The organism is Pseudomonas benzenivorans, from assembly GCF_024397895.1.
GTDB classification, from domain to species: domain Bacteria; phylum Pseudomonadota; class Gammaproteobacteria; order Pseudomonadales; family Pseudomonadaceae; genus Aquipseudomonas; species Aquipseudomonas benzenivorans_A.
Window position 1 is genome coordinate 3,071,274 of the sequence record NZ_CP073346.1, and the last position, 18,692, is coordinate 3,089,965.

The 18,692-nt window shown below is 66.1% G+C and carries 16 protein-coding genes; 7 read left to right on the forward strand and 9 right to left on the reverse strand.

Features of this window, described 5'->3' with window-relative positions; genetic code table 11:
* Window positions 1-197: 197 nt before the first annotated feature.
* A complete protein-coding gene (creD, locus tag KDW96_RS14240) occupies window positions 198-1,550 on the forward strand; it encodes a cell envelope integrity protein CreD (RefSeq protein WP_255836913.1) in 1,353 nt (450 codons plus the stop codon).
* Window positions 1,551-1,598: 48 nt separating this feature from the next.
* On the forward strand, window positions 1,599-1,901 hold the full coding sequence (locus tag KDW96_RS14245) for a hypothetical protein (protein WP_255836914.1): 303 nt from the start codon (window positions 1,599-1,601) through the stop codon (window positions 1,899-1,901).
* Between the two features lie 96 nt (window positions 1,902-1,997).
* Here KDW96_RS14245 and KDW96_RS14250 read toward each other — a convergent pair whose 3' ends face one another.
* On the reverse strand, window positions 1,998-2,627 hold the full coding sequence (locus KDW96_RS14250) for a glutathione S-transferase (RefSeq protein WP_255836915.1): 630 nt from the start codon (window positions 2,625-2,627) through the stop codon (window positions 1,998-2,000).
* A gap of 242 nt (window positions 2,628-2,869) precedes the next feature.
* On the opposite strand from KDW96_RS14250, the gene KDW96_RS14255 reads away from it, so the two are divergent.
* Window positions 2,870-3,136, forward strand: a complete 267-nt coding sequence (locus KDW96_RS14255; protein WP_255836916.1) for a DUF4212 domain-containing protein — start codon at window positions 2,870-2,872, stop codon at window positions 3,134-3,136.
* Window positions 3,137-3,147: 11 nt separating this feature from the next.
* Window positions 3,148-4,914: a sodium:solute symporter family protein gene (locus KDW96_RS14260; RefSeq protein ID WP_255836917.1), complete on the forward strand. Its 1,767-nt coding sequence runs from the start codon at window positions 3,148-3,150 to the stop codon at window positions 4,912-4,914.
* A 369-nt stretch (window positions 4,915-5,283) separates the two neighbouring features.
* Here the strand turns inward: KDW96_RS14260 and KDW96_RS14265 are convergent, their stop codons facing one another.
* From KDW96_RS14265 to KDW96_RS14285, 5 genes are all read right to left on the reverse strand, one after another.
* Window positions 5,284-5,862, reverse strand: coding sequence for an SCO family protein (locus tag KDW96_RS14265; protein ID WP_255836918.1), 579 nt, complete (start codon window positions 5,860-5,862; stop codon window positions 5,284-5,286).
* Between the two features lie 42 nt (window positions 5,863-5,904).
* Window positions 5,905-7,803 carry a multicopper oxidase family protein gene (locus KDW96_RS14270; protein WP_255836919.1) on the reverse strand — a complete coding sequence of 633 codons (1,899 nt, stop codon included), beginning with the start codon at window positions 7,801-7,803 and terminating at the stop codon, window positions 5,905-5,907.
* Window positions 7,804-8,143: 340 nt separating this feature from the next.
* On the reverse strand, window positions 8,144-8,851 hold the full coding sequence (locus KDW96_RS14275; RefSeq protein ID WP_255836920.1) for a 3'-5' exonuclease: 708 nt from the start codon (window positions 8,849-8,851) through the stop codon (window positions 8,144-8,146).
* Window positions 8,848-10,779 (reverse strand): putative nucleotidyltransferase substrate binding domain-containing protein, encoded by a 1,932-nt coding sequence (locus tag KDW96_RS14280; protein ID WP_255836921.1) that lies wholly within the window; start codon window positions 10,777-10,779, stop codon window positions 8,848-8,850. The genes KDW96_RS14275 and KDW96_RS14280 overlap by 4 nt, the downstream gene beginning before the upstream one ends.
* 139 nt (window positions 10,780-10,918) lie before the next feature.
* Window positions 10,919-13,096, reverse strand: a complete 2,178-nt coding sequence (locus KDW96_RS14285; protein ID WP_255836922.1) for a malate synthase G — start codon at window positions 13,094-13,096, stop codon at window positions 10,919-10,921.
* 299 nt (window positions 13,097-13,395) lie between these two features.
* Here KDW96_RS14285 and KDW96_RS14290 point away from each other — a divergent pair, with 299 nt between their 5' ends.
* Together KDW96_RS14290 and KDW96_RS14295 are read left to right on the forward strand one after the other, a co-directional pair.
* The gene (locus KDW96_RS14290; protein ID WP_255836923.1) at window positions 13,396-13,854 is read left to right on the forward strand and encodes a GNAT family N-acetyltransferase; all 459 of its coding nucleotides are present in this window, start codon (window positions 13,396-13,398) and stop codon (window positions 13,852-13,854) included.
* Window positions 13,855-13,913: 59 nt separating this feature from the next.
* Window positions 13,914-14,432 (forward strand): glycine cleavage system transcriptional repressor, encoded by a 519-nt coding sequence (locus tag KDW96_RS14295; RefSeq protein WP_255836924.1) that lies wholly within the window; start codon window positions 13,914-13,916, stop codon window positions 14,430-14,432.
* Window positions 14,433-14,683: 251 nt separating this feature from the next.
* On the opposite strand, the gene rarD is transcribed toward KDW96_RS14295, so the two are convergent.
* From rarD to KDW96_RS14310, 3 genes are all read right to left on the reverse strand, one after another.
* Window positions 14,684-15,577 (reverse strand): EamA family transporter RarD, encoded by an 894-nt coding sequence (gene rarD, locus KDW96_RS14300; protein WP_255836925.1) that lies wholly within the window; start codon window positions 15,575-15,577, stop codon window positions 14,684-14,686.
* A 139-nt stretch (window positions 15,578-15,716) separates the two neighbouring features.
* Window positions 15,717-16,691, reverse strand: coding sequence for a serine/threonine protein kinase (locus tag KDW96_RS14305; RefSeq protein ID WP_255836926.1), 975 nt, complete (start codon window positions 16,689-16,691; stop codon window positions 15,717-15,719).
* Window positions 16,692-16,752: 61 nt separating this feature from the next.
* Window positions 16,753-17,490 (reverse strand): ComFC family protein, encoded by a 738-nt coding sequence (locus KDW96_RS14310; RefSeq protein WP_255836927.1) that lies wholly within the window; start codon window positions 17,488-17,490, stop codon window positions 16,753-16,755.
* An 80-nt stretch (window positions 17,491-17,570) separates the two neighbouring features.
* Here KDW96_RS14310 and bioB point away from each other — a divergent pair, with 80 nt between their 5' ends.
* A complete protein-coding gene (bioB, locus tag KDW96_RS14315; RefSeq protein WP_255836928.1) occupies window positions 17,571-18,626 on the forward strand; it encodes a biotin synthase BioB in 1,056 nt (351 codons plus the stop codon).
* Window positions 18,627-18,692 lie beyond the last annotated feature (66 nt).

An 18,692-nucleotide genomic window follows, 5' to 3' on the forward strand; every position in this document is an offset into this window, starting at 1 on the left:
GGCCTGCCTGGTTAAGGCTTCCGACAGGCCGCGTTGCCGTTTATACCCGAAGTCGGCGCGCTGTTTAAGTCAGGTCACAGGCCCCGTCGCGCGCCTGCCGACACCAGAACTCCATCGACTCTCCACTCTCCCTCCACAGTGCCTCCATCGGCCCCGCGCAGACTGAGCTCACCTTATCTGCATCGGAGCGCTGCGCCATGAATCGAATCCTCGCCTTCAAATTGGGGGCCATCGCCCTGCTGATCGTGCTGTTGCTGATCCCCCTGTCGATGATCGACGGCCTGGTAGCGGAGCGGCAGTACCTGCGCGCCGGCGTGCTGCAGGACATCGCCCGCAGCTCCAGTTATCGCCAGCGGATCACCGGGCCGATCCTGGTGCTGCCCTACACCAAGGTGTGGCAGGAGTGGAAAACCCACGCCAAGACCGGCGAGCGCTATCAGGAGCAGCGCCAGGCCAGCGGGCGCCTGTACTTCCTCCCCGAGCGTTTCGTGCTCAACGGCGAGGTCGCCACCGAACTGCGGGCGCGGGGTATCTACGAGGCGTTGCTGTACCGCAGCGACAACCGGATCAGCGGCGCCTTCAAGCTGCCGGCGCGCCTGGGTCTGGGCGATGAGCTGGGCCTCTACCGTTTCGATCGGCCCTTTCTGGCGGTGGGCATCAGCGATATTCGCGGCATCAGCAACGACCTGCAGCTGCGTCTGAACGGTCAGCGCCTGAGCTTTGCCCCGGGTAGTGGCGATGAGCGCTTCGGCCCCGGCGTCCATGCGCCGCTGCCGGCCCTGGACAGCCAGGGCGGCCAGCTGCTGGAGTTCGCCTTCGACCTCAAGCTGCAGGGCACCGAACAGCTGGACATCACCCCGGTGGGGCGCGACAGCCGGGTCGAGTTGCGCTCGGACTGGCCCCATCCGAGCTTCGTCGGCGAGTACCTGCCGAGCACGCGGGAGGTGACCGCCGAGGGGTTCCAGGCGCAGTGGCAGACCAGCTTCTTCGCCACCAATCTGGAACAGGGGCTGCAGCACTGCGTGCGCAAGGGTGAGTGCCAGGCGCTGTTCGGCCGCAGCTTCGGCGTCAGTTTCGTCGACCCGGTGGACCAGTACCTGAAGACCGATCGGGCGATCAAATACGCGCTGCTGTTCGTCGCCCTGACCTTCGCCGTGTTCTTCCTGTTCGAAGTGCTCAAGCGCCTGGCCGTGCATCCGGTGCAGTACGCCCTGGTCGGCCTGTCCCTGGCGCTGTTCTACCTGCTGCTGCTGTCGCTGTCCGAGCACCTGGGCTTCGCCCTGGCCTACGGCCTGTCGGCCCTGGCCTGCGTGGCGTTGAACGCCTTCTACGTCAGTCACGTGCTGCGCAGCCGACTGCGCGGGGGCGGCTTCGGCGGGCTGCTGGCGGCGCTCTACGCCCTGCTCTACGGGCTGCTCAGCAGCGAGGATTACGCCCTGTTGATGGGCTCGTTGCTGGTCTTCGGCGTGCTCGGTGGCGTCATGGTGCTGACCCGTAATCTCGATTGGTACGGCGTCGGCAAGAGCGCCGCCGCGCCGTCCGCGTCCTGATCGATTCGGGCACGGCCGAGGCCGTGCCCAGTTCCGGAGAATCCGACCATGCGTCCAGTCCTGCAATTCTGTGCCTGCTTTGCCCTCGGCCTGGTGGTGGCCGCGCTGCTGCTGATCGGGCTGATGTTCTGCGGTCAGTTCGACCTGATCGACGGCCTGCTGCTGAGCGGCAAACCGCTGGCCGGCCTGGTGCTGTGGGCCTTGCCGGAGCCCTTGTGGAACAGCCTGACGGGACTGGCCGAGGCGCGCCGGAGTGACTCGCTGCGCTCCTTCCTGGCCCTGTGCGCGGCACTCGGCCAGTGCAGCCTGGTGATGGCCCTGGGCTTCTTTCGCCTGTGGCATCGGCCATGAGCGGGCATGTCGGCTTGCGCGAGGAGGCGCGGCTGGGGCGCCTGCTGGCGCGCCGCATCGCCCGGCTGTTTGCGCAGCCGGGCCGCGACGTCGGACTCAGGCCGGCGGTTGCGTCGCCTGCATCGAAGGACGCTGGCTGACCTCGGCGTACCAGGCGGCCAGCTGCGGGAAGCGCTGGCGCCAGGCCCGCTCCGGCTGGCGGAAGTCCAGATAGCCGAGGGCGCAGGCCAGGCCGATGGCGGCGATGTCGAAGCGGCAGGTCAGTTCGGCGATGGCCTGCTCCTCGAGCTGCTGCAGCGCCCGCTCGATCTTCTCGCCCTGGGCCTCCAGCCATTGCGGCCAGCGCTTGTCCTCCGGGCGCAGGAAGCTTTCGTAGCGCATGCCCACGGCGGCATCGAGGATGGCATCGGCCAGCGCCGCCAGGGTCAGGCGGCGCCAGCGCGGGGCGCCGCACTGGGGAATCAGCGGCTCGCCGACGTGCTGCTGGTCGAGGTACTCGAGGATCACCCGGCTGTCGTACAGCACGTTGCCGTCGGCCAGGCGCAGGGCGGGAATCTTGCCGGCCGGGTTGTGGGCGTTGAGCGTCCTGTCCGGGTTGACCGGGGTCAGTTTCACCTCCTCCAGTGTCACCCGCTCGCGTTGGCCGGTCTCGTGCAGCAGGACCAGGACCTTGCGCGCAAAGGGCGAGGCGGGGGAGTGGAACAGGGTCATGCTGGGCGTGGCCATAGGGGCTCCTCGGGTCGCTGGGAGCACCAGACTAGCAGTCCAGGGCGCGTCGGCCCAGGCTGGCACAAGCCGGTCAGTCCCCGGGACAGGCACCCTGGCAGGCGTCACGGCAATCGTTTGTCTGGGAAGTGACCCGCGGCTCGAAAACGGGTCTGACCTTCGACCAAAGTCGCGTTAGCAGTCATCGGATGGGCTGCTATGTTGAAGTGGCGATAACAACAAAAACTATTGAGGAGCACCTCATGTCCGCTAACAAAGAAGAGGCCGCCAAGGCCTATTGGAAAGACAACCTGCGGCTGATGCTGATACTGCTGGCCATCTGGTTCGCGGTGTCGTTCGGCTGCGGCATCCTGTTCGTCGAACAGCTCAACGCCATCCAGTTCTTCGGCTTCCCCCTGGGCTTCTGGTTTGCCCAGCAGGGTTCCATCTACGTGTTCGTGGTGATGATCTTCTTCTACGTGTGGAAGATGAATCAGTACGACCGCAAACACGACGTCCACGAAGACTAAAGGCGGCGAGCATGGATACCCAAACCCTGATCTACCTGTTCGTCGGCGCGACCTTCGCGCTCTATATCGGCATCGCGCTGTGGACCCGTGCCGGCTCCACCAGCGAGTACTACGTCGCCAGCAAGGGCGTACACCCGGTGCTCAACGGCATGGCCACCGGCGCCGACTGGATGAGCGCGGCGTCGTTCATTTCCATGGCAGGGATCATCTCCTTCGTCGGCCTCGACGGCAGCGTCTACCTGATGGGCTGGACCGGCGGCTACGTGCTCCTGGCCATGTGCCTGGCGCCCTACCTGCGCAAGTTCGGCAAGTTCACCGTGCCGGACTTCATCGGTGAGCGTTACTACTCGCAGACCGCCCGCCTGGTGGCGGTGGTGTGCGTGATCTTCATTTCCTTCACCTATGTGGCCGGGCAGATGCGCGGCGTCGGCATCGTCTTCTCCCGCTACCTGGAAGTGGACATCAACACCGGCGTGATGATCGGCATGGCGATCGTGTTCTTCTACTCGGTGCTGGGCGGCATGAAGGGCATCACCTACACCCAGGTGGCGCAGTACTGCGTGATGATCTTCGCCTACATGGTGCCGGCGATTTACATCTCGATGCTGATCACCGGCAACCCGATCCCGCAGCTGGGCTTCGGCAGCGAGGTCATCGGCACCGGCCAGTCGGTGCTCGAACGCCTCAACGGACTGGGCACGGAGCTGGGCTTCGCCACCTACACCGATGGCAGCAAGTCGACCATCGACGTGTTCTTCATCACCATGGCGCTGATGGTCGGTACCGCCGGTCTGCCCCACGTGATCGTGCGCTTCTTCACCACCCCGACCGTGCGTGCGGCGCGTCAGTCCGCCGGCTACGCCCTGCTGTTCATCGCCATCCTCTACACCACCGCGCCGGCCGTGGCGGCGTTCGCCCGCACCAACCTGCTGACCACCATTCCGGGGATCAGCTACGAAGAGGCGCCGCAGTGGATCAGCAACTGGGAGAAGTCCGGTCTGATCGCCTGGCTGGACAAGAACGGCGACGGCAAGATCCAGTACGGCCCGGGCGCGCCCTTCGTGGGCAACCCGACCTTCGCCGCCGAGCGGGGCGAGCACGGCCAGCGCCTGGTGACCAACGCGCCGACCGATGCCGCCACCGAGCTGTACGTGGACCGCGACATCATGGTGCTGGCCAACCCGGAGATCGCCAACCTGCCGGGCTGGGTGATCGCCCTGATCGCCGCCGGTGGTCTGGCGGCGGCGTTGTCGACCGCGGCCGGCCTGCTGCTGGTGATCTCCACCTCGATCTCCCACGATCTGCTCAAGAGCGCGATCAAGCCCAACATCAGCGAGAAGGGTGAACTGCTGGCCGCGCGTATCGCCGCCGGTGTGGCGGTGGTGGTGGCCGGTCTGTTCGGCATCTACCCGCCGGCCTTCGTGGCGCAGGTGGTGGCGTTCGCCTTCGGCCTGGCGGCGGCCTCGTTCTTCCCTGCCATCGTCATGGGCATCTTCTCCAAGAAGATGAACAAGGAAGGGGCGATTGCCGGCATGGTGGTGGGCCTGGCCTTCACCTTCAGCTATATCGTCTACTACAAGTTCATCAACCCGACCGCGGGCCCGAACGAGTGGTGGTTCGGTATCTCCCCCGAAGGCATCGGTACCCTGGGCATGCTGTTCAACTTCGTGGTATCGCTGGCGGTGTCCAAGGTCACCGCCGCGCCGCCGGAGCACATCCAGCACATCATCGAGGACATCCGCATCCCCCGTGGTGCCGGTGCCGCCATCGATCACTAACCCCTAGCGCGCACCAACCAACGCCCCGGAAACGGGGCGTTGTCGTTTCCGCGCGCCGGCTTCAACGGGCGCGCGGTTCAGCGATCTGGGATTGAACGAAAAACATACAGCACCGGCAATGCCCCGTGGCCGCTGGGGCCTGGCGCTCGGGGCACAGCTTATCCACAGGCCGATGCACAGATACTGTGCCTAAGTGCCTGTCTATCTTGTTGAAATGGCTCAATAAATAACCAGACAGCGGGAGGCGTTGCGGGTCCTGGCCTGCGGCCCTGTTCCGACAGCTTATCCACAGCGCTATCCACCGGCTCTGTGGGTAATGGCGACGGCGCCCGGCTTGTACCGGGCGCCGGTACTCAGGCCTGCGCTGGGCTAGATGTCGACATGGTCGATGGTGCCCATGATCTGCCGCGGCGAAGCCAGGGCGGGGGCCATGGTCCAGCGTCGGTAGGCGTCGTTGCCGATGCGCAGCATGCCGGTATGGCTGTTCTTGTCGGCATCGACCGCGGGATCGGTATCGAAGAAGCCGAGCCGGTAACGCAGCTGCTCGACCGCCTCGGGCGCGCCGGTGAGGAACAGCCAGCCGGGGCCGATGCGCTGCTGCCTGGCGTATTCCCTGAGCACCTGCGGGCTGTCCAGTTGCGGCTGCAGGCTCAGCGAATAGAGGAACACGTCGCGGCCGGCGCGGCCGCCCAGCAGCTGCTGCACCTTGCGCAGGTTGGCGGTGGCGGTCGGGCAGATGCCGGTGCAGGCGGCATACATCATGTTGATGACCACCAGCTTGCCGCGCACCAGGTCGTCGTAGAAGCGCACCGTGCGGCCTTCGTGGGTCTGCAGCAGGCTATTGGGCAGGCGCGTGTCGGCGGCGCGGGCGTCCCGTGCGCCGTACAGGCCCAGCGCGCCGATGCCCAGGGCGCCCAGGCCCAGCAACAGTTCTCTGCGTGTGTTCATCTGCCGTTCACCTCGTGAGTGAGGGTGGTGGTCAGGCGCCGGTCAGGCGTCGTTCTTGTCCTCGACGTCCCAGCGCACCATCATCGCGTGGTCCTCGTGGATCACGTTGTGGCAGTGCATGACGTACTTGCCGGTGAAGTCGCGAAAGCGCACCAGTACCTTGATGGTCATGGTCTGGTCGAGCTCGAACACGTCCTTGCGCCCGCGCTCGTGGGGCGGAATCGGCACCGTCACACCATCGACACTCTTGCTGAGGATGCGGCCTTCCTCCAGGTGCAGGTGGATGGGGTGGGACCAGCCTCCGGACTTGCCCACCAGCTCCCAGATCTCCATGGCGCCCTTGTCGATCCGGGCCCTGGGGTTGTGCCTGTCGAACAGCCGGCCGTTGACCGTCCACAGACCGCCCTTGCGGTCGAACTCCCAGCGCCGCACCTTGAGCGTGGCGAGCTCCTCGGCCTTCGGCAGCGGCGGCAGTTCGCGCAGCGCATTGGGTACCTGGCTGAGGTCCTGCTGTGGCGGGGGGCGGTCGACGACGAACTTCAGCACCCGGGTGCCGGGTTTCTTGACGTCCTTGGGCTTGCGCGTGCTGTCCTGGCGCAGGCGGTTGACCAGGTACAGTGCGGTACCGATCGGGTAGCGGGAGAAGTCCACCACGATGTCGGCGCGCTCGGCCACGGCAATACGCACCTTGCGCTGGTTGAACAGGGGCGCCGGCAGCAGGTTGCCGTCGTTGGCGATATAGGTGAAGGTCTGCTCGCGGTCTCTGCCGTCGACCAGGTAGAACTCGTAGAAGCGGCTGGGGCCGGTGTTGAGCAGGCGCAGCCGGTACTTGCGCGCATCCACGGGCAGCACCGGCTCGATCTTGCCGTTGACCGTGACCTTGTCGCCCAGCACCCCCTCGACATGAAACTCGTCCCAGAACAGGTAGCCCTGCGGGTCGAAGCGTTTGTCGCCGAAGGCCAGGGGATAGTCGTAGGGACCGCTTGGTAGGCGCAGGGCAGTCGAGCTGGGGTCGGCTTCGTCGCCCGAGTCGATAGGGTCGAACAACAGATAGAACCCGGCCAGGCCGCGGTAGACGTTCGGTGCGGTGAAGTCCTCGGTGTGGTCGTGGAACCACAGGGTGCCCAGGGCCTCGTTGGGGTCGCCGATGCCGACGCCGTACTTGGCTCGCCAGTCGTCATAGCCGGCATAGACGTTGGGGTAGAAGTGATCCTTGAAGGTGCCTTTGCCGCCGTTCGGGCCTATGTCCTTTAGCGTCGGCCCGGCCTTGCCCTCGCGGTAATAGTCGCTGGGATAGCCATCGCAGCCGGAGGACATGTGCAGGTTGTGCAGGTGGGTGGAAATCTCCGGGCTGCCGAAGCCCTGATGATTCTTGGGCAGTTCATTGTGGAAGCGGCAGACCACTGGCTTGCCGTAGCGGGCGACAATGGTCGATGGAAAGGTCGGGGCGGGATCCTGGCGGGTCTCCGGCACGGTCGGGTCACCGTGTTTGTGGACGTAGGTCCAGACGGTCTGCCGGGGCAGATCCGGGTGAATGGGCAGATCCGGGTGAAAGCTCCAGGGGATCTCCTTGGCCGTCAGCTCATAGAGCGTCGGCCCACCCAGGGCAGTGACGATCTCGTCGAAGCGCTGGTGGGGTTCGCGCCCAGCCTCCTTGTCGTCGAACTTCGGCGCGGCCTCGGCGGGCGGCGTCAGAGCGGGCTCCTGCGGGATCGGGACGATCTCCCTGGGCAGTTCTTCCATCCAGGGGCGGGTCGGCGGGCTGGGCGGGAACACCGGTTGAGGCGTGGTGATCCACACGGGCCCTTCGCTATCGCTGGCGCCCAGCAACAGCGGGCTGGCCATCGCCGCCGCGGACAGCTTGAGGAACGAGCGCCTGTCCGGGCCCTCAGGGGTGTCTTGCGAGCGCGCCCGAGTCGATTGCTTGCCATTCTTTTTCATGAATAAAGCCTCTGTATCCCGGTTACCGAAGCGGCGGAACATTGGGCGAGTGGGTCGTTGGAGAATGGCTGTGAAACGAAACGGCGCAGCGGCCCCTCCAGCATGGCGCGTGGGGACAACTAACACGTGCTCGCTATTCAAATAAAGCCGGTTGGTGGCAGTGTGTCAATTTAACGGCATATTGCCATTTATTGGCTTTCGAGCAGTACAAAATACTGATTTATAAGGTATTAATCGTTTTTAATAGTTATTGATTGGGCGCGATAGACCGAATATTTCGAAATATTTTGAGCCCGGCGTACTGGGGAATCAGCTGTGCGCGCTGGCGGCTGACGATGAGTCAGAACGCCTGCACCCGCTGGCGCCGCCGCCAGCCGTTCAGGCGCTGCTGCAGGGCCTGCAGGCTGTCCAGGCGCTGGCGCCGGGCGCGGCTGAACAGGATCAGCGCCAGCTCGGCGGTGACCAGGGCGTCGGCGCTGGCGTGGTGGCGCTGCTGCACCTGCAGGCCGAAATACCGGGCCCAGTCGTCCAGATCGCCGCGGGGGATATTGGCCTGGGGGCAGAGCATGGGGGCCAGTTCGGCGACGTCGAAGAAGGGGTGGCGCAGGCGATGACCCAGGCTCTGTTTCAGGGCGCGGGCGAGCATGCGCTGGTCGAAGCCGGCGTGGAACGCCAGCAGCGGGCTGTTGCCGAGAAATTCCATGAAATCCAGCAGCGCCTCGACCCGTTCGCTGCCGGCGGCGATGGCGCTGGGAGCCAGGCCATGGATCAGCACGCTGGTGCCCAGGCGCTGGTCGGGACACTGCAGGGTGCACTCGAACTGCCGGCCCAGGTCGATGGCGCCGCCCTCGATCACCACGGCGCCGATCGACAGCACCTGGTCGCGGCGCAGGTCCAGGCCACTGGTTTCCAGGTCGAGGACCACCAGGCGCTGCTGCTGCAGCGGGCTGTCGCACAGCGGCGCCGGCGACGCCAGGCGGGCGCGGCGATCCAGTTGGCTGGCGAGCAGGGCGGGGCCGCGGGCGCTGAACCAGGTGAACTGACTCATAGCTGATAGCGCAGCGCCAGGCTGCTCTGCAGGCGCTTGGCCTGGCGGAAGGACTCGCGCAGGATGCGTCGATCCAGATGGTTGAGAATGTCCGGGTCGAGCCGGTTGGTGTACGGCTGGTGCTGCCGGGCCTGCAACTGGTGCTGCTGCATGCGGGTCTGCTGGATGAAGTGGTAGGCCTCCTCGTAGGCGGCGCCATCGAGGGGCTCGATGACCTTCCTGGCGATCAGTTCGCGCAGGCGCTCCAGAGTGTTGCAGCTGCCGATGCCGTGGGCCAGGGCCAGCAGGCGGGCGCCGTCGACGAAGGGCGTGAGGCCTTGCACCTTGAGGTCCAGGGTGTCCTTCTCGGCGCCCTTGCGGGCCACCACGAAGTCGCGGAAGCGTCCGACCGGCGGGCGCTGGCGCAGCGCGTTCTCGGCCATCATGCGCTGGAACAGGCTGTTGTCGGCGATGCGCCGCAGCAGCTGTTCGCGCAGTTGCTCGCAGCCCTCGTCCGGCCCCCAGACCACCCGCAGGTCGAAGTAGATGCTCGAGGCCAGCAGGTTCTCCGGGGTCGCCTCATCGACGAAGCTGTTGAAGCGCCGCAGCCACTCCTGGCGTGACAGGCACAGCTCGGGGTTGCCGGCCATGATGTTGCCCTTGCACAGGGTGAAGCCGCACTGCGCCAGGCGCTGGTTGATCTCGCCGGCCAGCGGCAGCAGGCGCCGGCGCAAATCCGCGGCCTCGACCTTGTCCTTGGCCTCGAACAGGATGCCGTTGTCCTGGTCGGTGTGCAGGGTCTGTTCACGCCGGCCCTCGCTGCCGAAACACAGCCAGGTGAAGGGCACGCCGGGATCGCCCAGGTCCTCCAGGGTCAGCTCGATCACCCGGCAGACCGTGTGGTCGTTGAGCAGGGTGATGATGTGGGTGATCTGGGTCGAGCTGGCGCCGTGGGCGAGCATGCGGTCGACCAGCTGGCGGATGTCGTCGCGCAGCGCCGTGAGCGTCTCGACTCTTCCCGCGTGGCGGATGGTGCGGGCCAGGTGCACCAGGTCGACCCGTTGCAGGGAGAACAGGTCGCGTTCGGAGACCACGCCGCACAGGCGCTCGTGCTCGACCAGGCAGACGTGGGCGATGTGCCGCTCGGTCATGGCGATCGCCGCGTCGAAGGCGCTGGCGTCCGGCGGCAGGTGGAAAGGCTCGCGGGTCATCAGGCCGGCGATCGGCTGCTCCAGCGACTCGCCGTCGGCGATCACCCGGCGCAGGTCGCGCAAGGTGAAGATGCCCAGCGGCTTGAGTGCCGGATCGACGATGACGATGCTGCCGACGTGCTGCTCGTGCATCAGCTTGACCGCCTCGCGCAGCGCGGTGTCCGGTGCGCAGCTGATCGGCTGGCGCATCGCCAGTTCGCCCAGGCGGGTGTCCAGCGAGTATTGCGCGCCGAGGGTCTCCACCGCGCGCAGCTGCACCTGCTGGTTGACCTGGTCGAGCAGGCTGCTGACCCCGCGCAGGGCGAAGTCGCGCAGCGGGTTGGACACCCCGAAGAGCTTGATGAAGGCCGCCTTGCCCAGCAGCAGGCAGAAGGTGTCCTCGGCGGCCAGGTGTTCGGTGCGGGTGGCGCGTTCGCCGATCAGGGCCGCCAGGGGAAAGCATTCACCGCTGGTGATTTCGAAGGTGGTTTCCGTGCCGCGTCGCGCCGAGTGTGGCCGTTCGCCGTGCACCCGGCCCTGCTTGACGATGTAGAAGTGTTCGACCGGGCCGTCGGCCGGCTTGATGATGGTCTCGCCCTCGCCGTAGAAGCGCAGCTGGCAGTGCTCCACCAGGTAGGCCAGGTGGGCCGTGTCCATCTGATTGAAGGGCGGGAACTTCTGCAGGAACTCCATGGTGCCGTGGATGTTCTGCATCACCGCGGTCTTGCCCGCCTCGGCGAAGGCATCCGCTTTGCTCATGGCCGGTCTCGACGATTTCTTATGGGAGCAATGGTCGTCCGCGGACGGCCGCCTGCACATTGGACGTAAGTCTAGAGCATAGAAAAACCGCCCCGGAGGGCGGTTCTTGCAACGCTGCGACGAGGAGTCAGAGGCCGTGCTAGGCCTTGCTCTGTTCCTTGAATTCGCGGCGGCGACGGTGCAGCACCGGCTCGGTGTAGCCGTTGGGCTGCTTGGCGCCTTCGACCACCAGTTCCAGGGCGGCCTGGAAGGCGATGTTGCTGTCGAAGTCCGGCGCCATCGGCCGGTACAGCGGGTCGCCCGCGTTCTGCCGGTCGACCACCGGCGCCATGCGCTTGAGGCTGGCGACGATCTGCTCCTCGCTGGCGATGCCGTGGCGCAGCCAGTTGGCCAGCAGCTGGCTGGAGATGCGCAGGGTGGCGCGGTCTTCCATCAGGCCGACATCGTTGATGTCCGGCACCTTGGAGCAGCCGACGCCCTGGTCGATCCAGCGCACCACGTAGCCGAGGATGCCCTGGGCGTTGTTATCCAGTTCGTTCTGGATTTCCTCAGGCGTCCAGTTGGTATCGCTCGCCAGCGGGATGTTCAGGATGTCGTCGACCGAGGCCGCGGTGCGCTCGGCCAGTTCGGCCTGGCGGGCGAACACGTCGACCTGATGGTAGTGCAGGGCGTGCAGGGTGGCGGCGGTCGGCGAGGGCACCCAGGCGGTGTTGGCGCCGGACAGCGGATGGGCCACCTTCTGCTCGAGCATGGCGCCCATCAGGTCGGGCATGGCCCACATGCCCTTGCCGATCTGCGCGCGGCCCTGCAGGCCGCAGGCCAGGCCGACGTCGACGTTGTTGTTCTCGTAGGCGCCGATCCACTTCTCGGCCTTCATGGCAGCCTTGCGCACCACGGCGCCGGCTTCCATGGAGGTATGGATCTCGTCGCCGGTGCGATCGAGGAAGCCGGTGTTGATGAACACCACGCGCTCGCTGGCGGCCTGGATGCAGGCCTTGAGGTTGACGGTGGTGCGGCGCTCCTCGTCCATGATGCCGACCTTCAGGGTGTGGCGCGGCAGACCGAGGACGTCCTCGACGCGGCCGAACAGCTCGTTGGTGAAGGCGACTTCTTCCGGGCCGTGCATCTTCGGCTTGACGATGTACACGCTGCCGGTGCGGGTGTTGTGGCGGCTGGTGTTGCCATTGAGGTTGTGGACGGCGATCAGGCTGGTAAGCAGGCCGTCCATGATGCCTTCCGGCACCTCGAGGCCCTGGCCGTCGACGATGGCATCGATGGTCATCAGGTGGCCGACGTTGCGCACGAACAGCAGGGAGCGGCCGTGCAGGGTCAGTTCGCTGCCGTCCGGCTGGGTGTAGACGCGGTCCGGGTTCATGGTGCGGGTGAAGCTCTGGCCACCCTTGGACACCTGCTCGGCCAGGTCGCCCTTCATCAGGCCCAGCCAGTTGCGGTAGACCACCACCTTGTCGTCGGCGTCGACCGCGGCCACGGAATCTTCGCAGTCCATGATGGTGGTCAGCGCCGCTTCCATCAGCACGTCCTTGACCCCGGCGGCATCGGTGCTGCCGATCGGGCTGTTGGCGTCGATCTGGATCTCGAAGTGCAGGCCGTGGTGCTTGAGCAGGATGGCGAAGGGCGCATGGGCGTCGCCCTGGAAGCCGACCAGCTGGGCGTCGTCGTGCAGGCCGGTGTTGCTGCCGCCCTTGAGGCTGACCAGCAGGCGGGCGCCTTCGATACGGTAGCCGATGGCATCGGCATGGGAGCCGGCAGCCAGCGGTGCGGCCTGGTCGAGGAAGGCGCGGGCGAAGGCGATGACCTTGTCGCCGCGCACCTTGTTGTAGCCCTTGCCCTTCTCGGCGCCACCTTCTTCGCTGATCACGTCGGTGCCGTACAGGGCATCGTACAGCGAGCCCCAGCGGGCATTGGAGGCGTTCAGGGCGAAGCGCGCGTTCATCACCGGCACCACCAGCTGCGGGCCGGCCAGGTGGGCGATTTCGTCGTCGACGTTCTGGGTGCTGATCCTGAAGTCGGCCGGCTGCGGCAGCAGGTAGCCGATGTCCTCGAGGAAGGCCTTGTAGGCGGCGGCATCGTGGGCCTGGCCGGCGCGGGCCTGGTGCCAGGCGTCGATCTGCGCCTGCAGCTGGTCGCGCTTGGCCAGCAGGGCGCGGTTCTTCGGCGCCAGTTCGTTGATCACGGCCTCGACACCGGTCCAGAACCTGTCGGCAGCGATGCCGGTCCCGGGGATGGCTTCGTTGTTCACGAAGTCGAACAGCACTTTGGCGACCTGCAGGCCACCGACTTGAACGCGTTCAGTCATCACTTGCCTCACTCTGCTCAGCTCTTCAGCTCTACTCAATAGCCGCTTGGAACCTGGGGTTTACGTCGTGTAGTCCGAGGCGCGGCATACTACATCAAGATTCTCGGAAAATCAGCGGGTGCGCGTCGCTCTGCGACCGGAAAGTGCTTTGCAGTCACGGCATGGGCACTTTGTTACAAAGTGCTGTAATTATTGTTTCATAAAAACGATTAAACGGTATACGAATTATTGCCTTGAGCCTTCGGCTGACGCCTTCACGACCGGCCTATACTGCGACCATCCCCAGACGGAGCGGATCGATGCCCATAGCCACGGCCACCCCGGACGATCTCGAAGAGCTGACCGAGCTGTTCGCCGCCTACCTGCGCTTCTACCAGGTGGACAAGTCTGTGTCGGCGATCCGGGCCTTTCTCGCCGAGCGCCTGAGGCACAGGGATTCGACTGTGCTGGTCGGGCGCGACGAGGCGGGGGCCGCACTGGGGTTCGTACAGCTCTACCCGTTTTTCGCCTCCCTGGCCTTGCGCCCGGCCTGGCTGCTGAGTGATCTCTACGTGGTGGAGACGGCGCGACGGCGGGGCCTCGGTGCCGCGCTGATGAACGCAGCGCGCGCCCATGCCGAGGCGAGCGGTGCCTGCGGTTTGCAGCTTGAGACCGGGAAGGGCAATCTGGTCGGGCAGGCGCTGTATGAGCGCCTCGGTTATGTGCGTGATGAAGTGTTCTATACCTACTGGCTGGAGCTGCCCCGCGTCGGCGCCTGATGCCAGCGGGGTGAATGCAGTCGGCGCGGTCTTCACCTGAAAACGATGAGAGGCTTTCCATGGAGCATCTGGTACTTACGGTTATCGCCCAGGATCAGCCAGGGCTGGTCGAGCGCGTCGCCCAATGCGTGGCCAATCACGGCGGCAACTGGCTGGAGAGTCGCATGTCGCGCATGGCCGGGCAGTTTGCCGGGATACTGCGCATCGCCGTTCCGGCCGATGCCCGCGCCGAGCTGGTCAACGAGCTGCAGGGCCTGGGCGCCCAGGGCATCCGCGTGTTGCTGGCCGACAGCGGCAGCGAGCCGCTGTGCAGCTGGAAGCCCATCCTGCTCGATCTGGTCGGCAATGACCGGCCGGGCATCGTCCGCGACATCACCAGCCTGCTCACCGAGAACGGGGTCAATCTTGAGAGCCTGGTCACCGAGGTGATGCCGGCGCCCATGAGCAGCGAGCCGCTGTTCCACGCCGAAGCCCTGCTGGCGGTGCCGCTGGATCTGTCCCTGGACGCCTTGCAGGCCAAGCTGGAAACCCTCGCCGACGACCTGATGGTCGAGCTCAACCTGCGCACCGAGAACTAGGCGGCGCCGCGCAACGGGATATCCACGGCTGGGGTGCGTATCGCTGTGGATAACCTGGGGAATGACGGCGGCCGCGCTAGTGCCGTGCGGTCTGCTGACTTTTGATTAAAAAATCAGCAATTTCAACGGCTTGTGCACAAAGTCCGGGGATCGTTCTGTGGATAAGGTCGGGATGACCGGCTGCGGGGCAGGCGCCTAGCGGGCTGCGCCTGGCTGGCTGTTTTTTGCGCAGTGCCGCGATCGTCGAGCGCTCAGGCCCGGCCCCGGCGCCGCAGGGTCAGCCAGGCATCCAGGCTGTACAGCGCCAGACCGGCCCAGATGCAGATGAAGGCCAGCAGTTTGGCCGGGTCGAAGTGTTCGCCGTACACCAGCACCGCCAGCAGCAGCACCAGGGTCGGCGCGATGTATTGCAGGAATCCCAGGCTGGTGTAGGGCAGATGGCGCGCGGCGGCATTGAAGCACACCAGCGGCACCAGGGTGATGGGGCCGGCGGCGACCAACCAGAGCGCCTCGGAGGTGCTCCAGAAGGGCGCCTGGCTGCTCATCGCGGCGGGGTGCAGCAGCAGCCAGGCCAGGGCCACGGGCAGCAGCATCCAGGTTTCCACCACCAGGCCGGGCAGCGCGGCGACCGGCGCCTGCTTGCGGATCAGGCCGTAGAAGCCGAATGTCAGCGCCAGCACCAGGGACACCCAGGGCAGGCTGCCCAGTTGCCAGACCTGCTGCGCCACGCCCAGGGCGGCCAAGCCGACGGCCAGCCACTGCAGGCGACGCAGGCGTTCGCCGAGCAGCAGCAGGCCGAGCAAGACGTTGATCAGCGGGTTGATGTAGTAGCCCAGGCTGGCCTCGAGCATGCGTTCGTTGTTCACCGCCCACACATAGACCAGCCAGTTGCAGGCGATCAGCGAACCGCAGGCCGCCAGCACGGCGAGCCGCTTGGGGTGCTCGCGCAGCTCCCGAAGCCAGCCCGGGTGCTTCCAGGCGAGCAGCAGGGCGGCGCCGAACAGCGCGGACCAGAGCACCCGGTGCACCACGATCTCCAGTGCCGGGACACTCTGTATGGCCTTGAAGTAGAGGGGGAACAGGCCCCAGATGATGTAGGCGGTAAGCCCGAGAATATATCCGCGGCGGGGGGCGACGGTGGCCATGCAGAATCCTTGCTTAGGCAGCTAACTAACGGCTCGAATTCTAGCCGGGTGGCTTCTCGCGTGTCTGCGGTTTGCGCGCTTTTCTACCGAGGCGATTCCTGCCTGGCGTAACGCTATCTTTACATCGCCCGGTGGCGCCTCAAAACAACCGCAGTGGCTCCTCGTTCAGCGCCGCCAGCTGCTCACGCAGCACCAGCACCTGCTCGCCCCAATAGCGTTCGCTGCCGAACCAGGGAAAGCTGGGTGGAAAGGCCGGGTCGTCCCAGCGCCGCGCCAGCCAGGCGCTGTAGTGCATCAGGCGCAAGGCGCGCAGGCCCTCGATCAGCGGCAGTTCGCGGGGATTGAAGTCGTGGAACTCCTGGTAGCCGTCCATCAGCTCGGACAGTTGGCCGAGGCGCTCGTGGCGCTCTCCGGCCAGCATCATCCACAGGTCCTGCACGGCCGGCCCCATGCGGCAGTCGTCGAGATCGACCATATGGAAGGTGTCGTCGCGGCACAGCAGGTTGCCGGGGTGGCAGTCGCCGTGCAGGCGAATCGCCTGGACCGGGGTGCTGGCGAACAGGCTGTCGAGGCGATCCAGCAGGTCCCGGGCCACCGACTCGTAGGCCGGCAGCAGGCTGCGCGGAATGAAGCCACCGTCGAGCAGGGTGGCCAGCGAGGCATGGCCGTAGTTGTCCACCCCCAGGTGCTCACGGTGGGCGAACGGACGGGTCGCGCCCACCGCGTGCAGGCGACCGAGCAGCTGGCCGAGACGGTACAGCTGATCCAGGTTGCCCGGCTCGGGGGCACGGCCGCCGCGGCGTGGGAACAGGGCGAAGCGGAAGCCGCCGTGTTCGAACAGGGTTTCACCGTCGCGGGCCATCGGCGCCACCACCGGCACGTCGCACTCGGCCAGTTCGAAAGTGAAGCTGTGCTCCTCGCGGATGGCCGCATCGCTCCAGCGCTGCGGGCGGTAGAACTTGGCGATCAGCGGCGTCTGGTCCTCGATGCCCACCTGGTAGACGCGGTTTTCATAACTGTTCAGCGCCAGCACCCGGGCGTCGCTGAGGTAGCCGAGGCTTTCCACGGCATCCAGGACCAGGTCGGGGGTGAGTGCGGCGAAGGGATGGGACATGGGCGACTCCGGTGCGGTGATCGCCCAGTGTACCCCCTGTGGACGTCGAGGCGGCGCGCGTTCAGCGTTCCCCGGGTTTGGGTGTGCGGGCCAGGCAGTAGACATCGACCCGCGCCGCGCCTGCGCGCTTGAGCAGGCGCGCCAGGCTTTCGGCGGTGGCGCCGGTGGTCAGCACGTCATCGATCAGGGCCAGGTGCAGGCCGTCCACCCGGCTTTCCGGCGCCAGGGCAAAGGCCCGGCGCAGGTTGCGCCGCCGTGCCGCGGCAGCCAGTTGCTGCTGGGCCTGGGTATCGTTGATGCGTTGCAGCCAAAGCGCGTGTTGCGGCAGTTGCAGGCCCTGGCTCAGCCACTGGGCGAGCAGTTGTGCCTGATTGAAGCCGCGTCGGCGCTGGCGACGGGCGGCCAGGGGCACCGCCAGCAGCAGGTCCGGGCGGGGCAGGCCCTCGTCGAAGGCGTGGCGCAGGTGATGTGACAAAAGCTCGCCGAGCAGACGTCCCAAGGGCCACTGGGCCTGGTGCTTGAAACGGGTGATCAGGCTGTCCACCGGGAAGGCGTAGCGCCATGGCGCCGTCACCCGGTCGAACGCCGGCGGCCGCCGCAGGCAATCGCCGCAGGTCAGTCCGCTCGCCGGCAGTGGCAGGGCGCAGACCTGGCAGTGCGGGCCCAGCCAGGGCAGTTCGCCCTCGCAGTGGCTGCACAGGGCGTGAGCCAGGTCCGCCGGCTCATCGCAGAGCGTGCAGGCCTGTTTGTTTTTTAACCAGTGGTAAACCGGTGGCTCGTTGCCAGGTTGACAGCGCATGGGCCTTCCATAAATATGCCGGACATCCGTGTCGTGCCTGCTGACTCTAGCAGGCCGTTGCCGCCTACAAGGAATCACTCATGAGCGCTACTACAGCCGCCCACCTGCGTCACGACTGGACCCTCGCCGAGGTCAAGGCGCTCTTCCAGCAACCCTTCAACGACCTGCTTTTCCAGGCGCAGACCGTGCACCGCGCGCATTTCGACGCCAACCGCGTGCAGGTCTCGACCCTGCTGTCGATCAAGACCGGCGCCTGCCCCGAGGACTGCAAGTACTGCCCGCAGTCCGGCCACTACAACACCGGGCTGGACAAGGAAAAGCTGATGGAGGTGCAGAAGGTGCTGGAGGCGGCGGCCGAGGCCAAGGCCATCGGCTCCACCCGCTTCTGCATGGGCGCGGCCTGGAAGCACCCGTCAGCCAAGGACATGCCCTACGTGCTGAAGATGGTCGAAGGGGTCAAGGCCCTGGGCCTGGAAACCTGCATGACCCTGGGCAAGCTGAGCAAGGAGCAGACCCAGGCCCTGGCCGAGGCGGGCCTCGATTACTACAACCACAACCTGGATACCTCGCCGGAGTTCTACGGCAACATCATCACCACCCGCACCTATTCCGAGCGCCTGGAGACCCTGGCCCACGTGCGCGAGTCGGGAATGAAGATCTGCTCCGGCGGCATCCTCGGCATGGGCGAGTCGCTGGACGACCGCGCCGGCCTGCTGATCCAGCTGGCCAACCTGCCGGAACACCCGGAGTCGGTGCCGATCAACATGCTGGTCAAGGTCCAGGGCACGCCCCTGGCGGACGAGCAGGACGTCGACCCCTTCGACTTCATCCGCATGCTCGCCGTGGCGCGGATCATGATGCCGCAATCCCATGTGCGCCTGTCCGCCGGCCGCGAGGCGATGAACGAGCAGATGCAGGCCCTGGCCTTCTTCGCTGGCGCCAACTCGATCTTCTACGGCGAGAAGCTGCTGACCACCGCCAACCCCCAGGCGGACAAGGACATGCAGCTGTTCGCCCGCCTCGGCATCAAGCCGGAGGAGCGCGAGGAGCACGCCGACGAGGTGCACCAGGCCGCCATCGAGCAGGCGTTGACCGAGCAGCGCGACTCCCGGCAGTTCTATAACGCCGCAGTCTGAAATCCAGGGGTGGTCGGATGACGCGCCAGCTACGCGCTCCGATCCACCCTACGTAGTCCTTTGAAA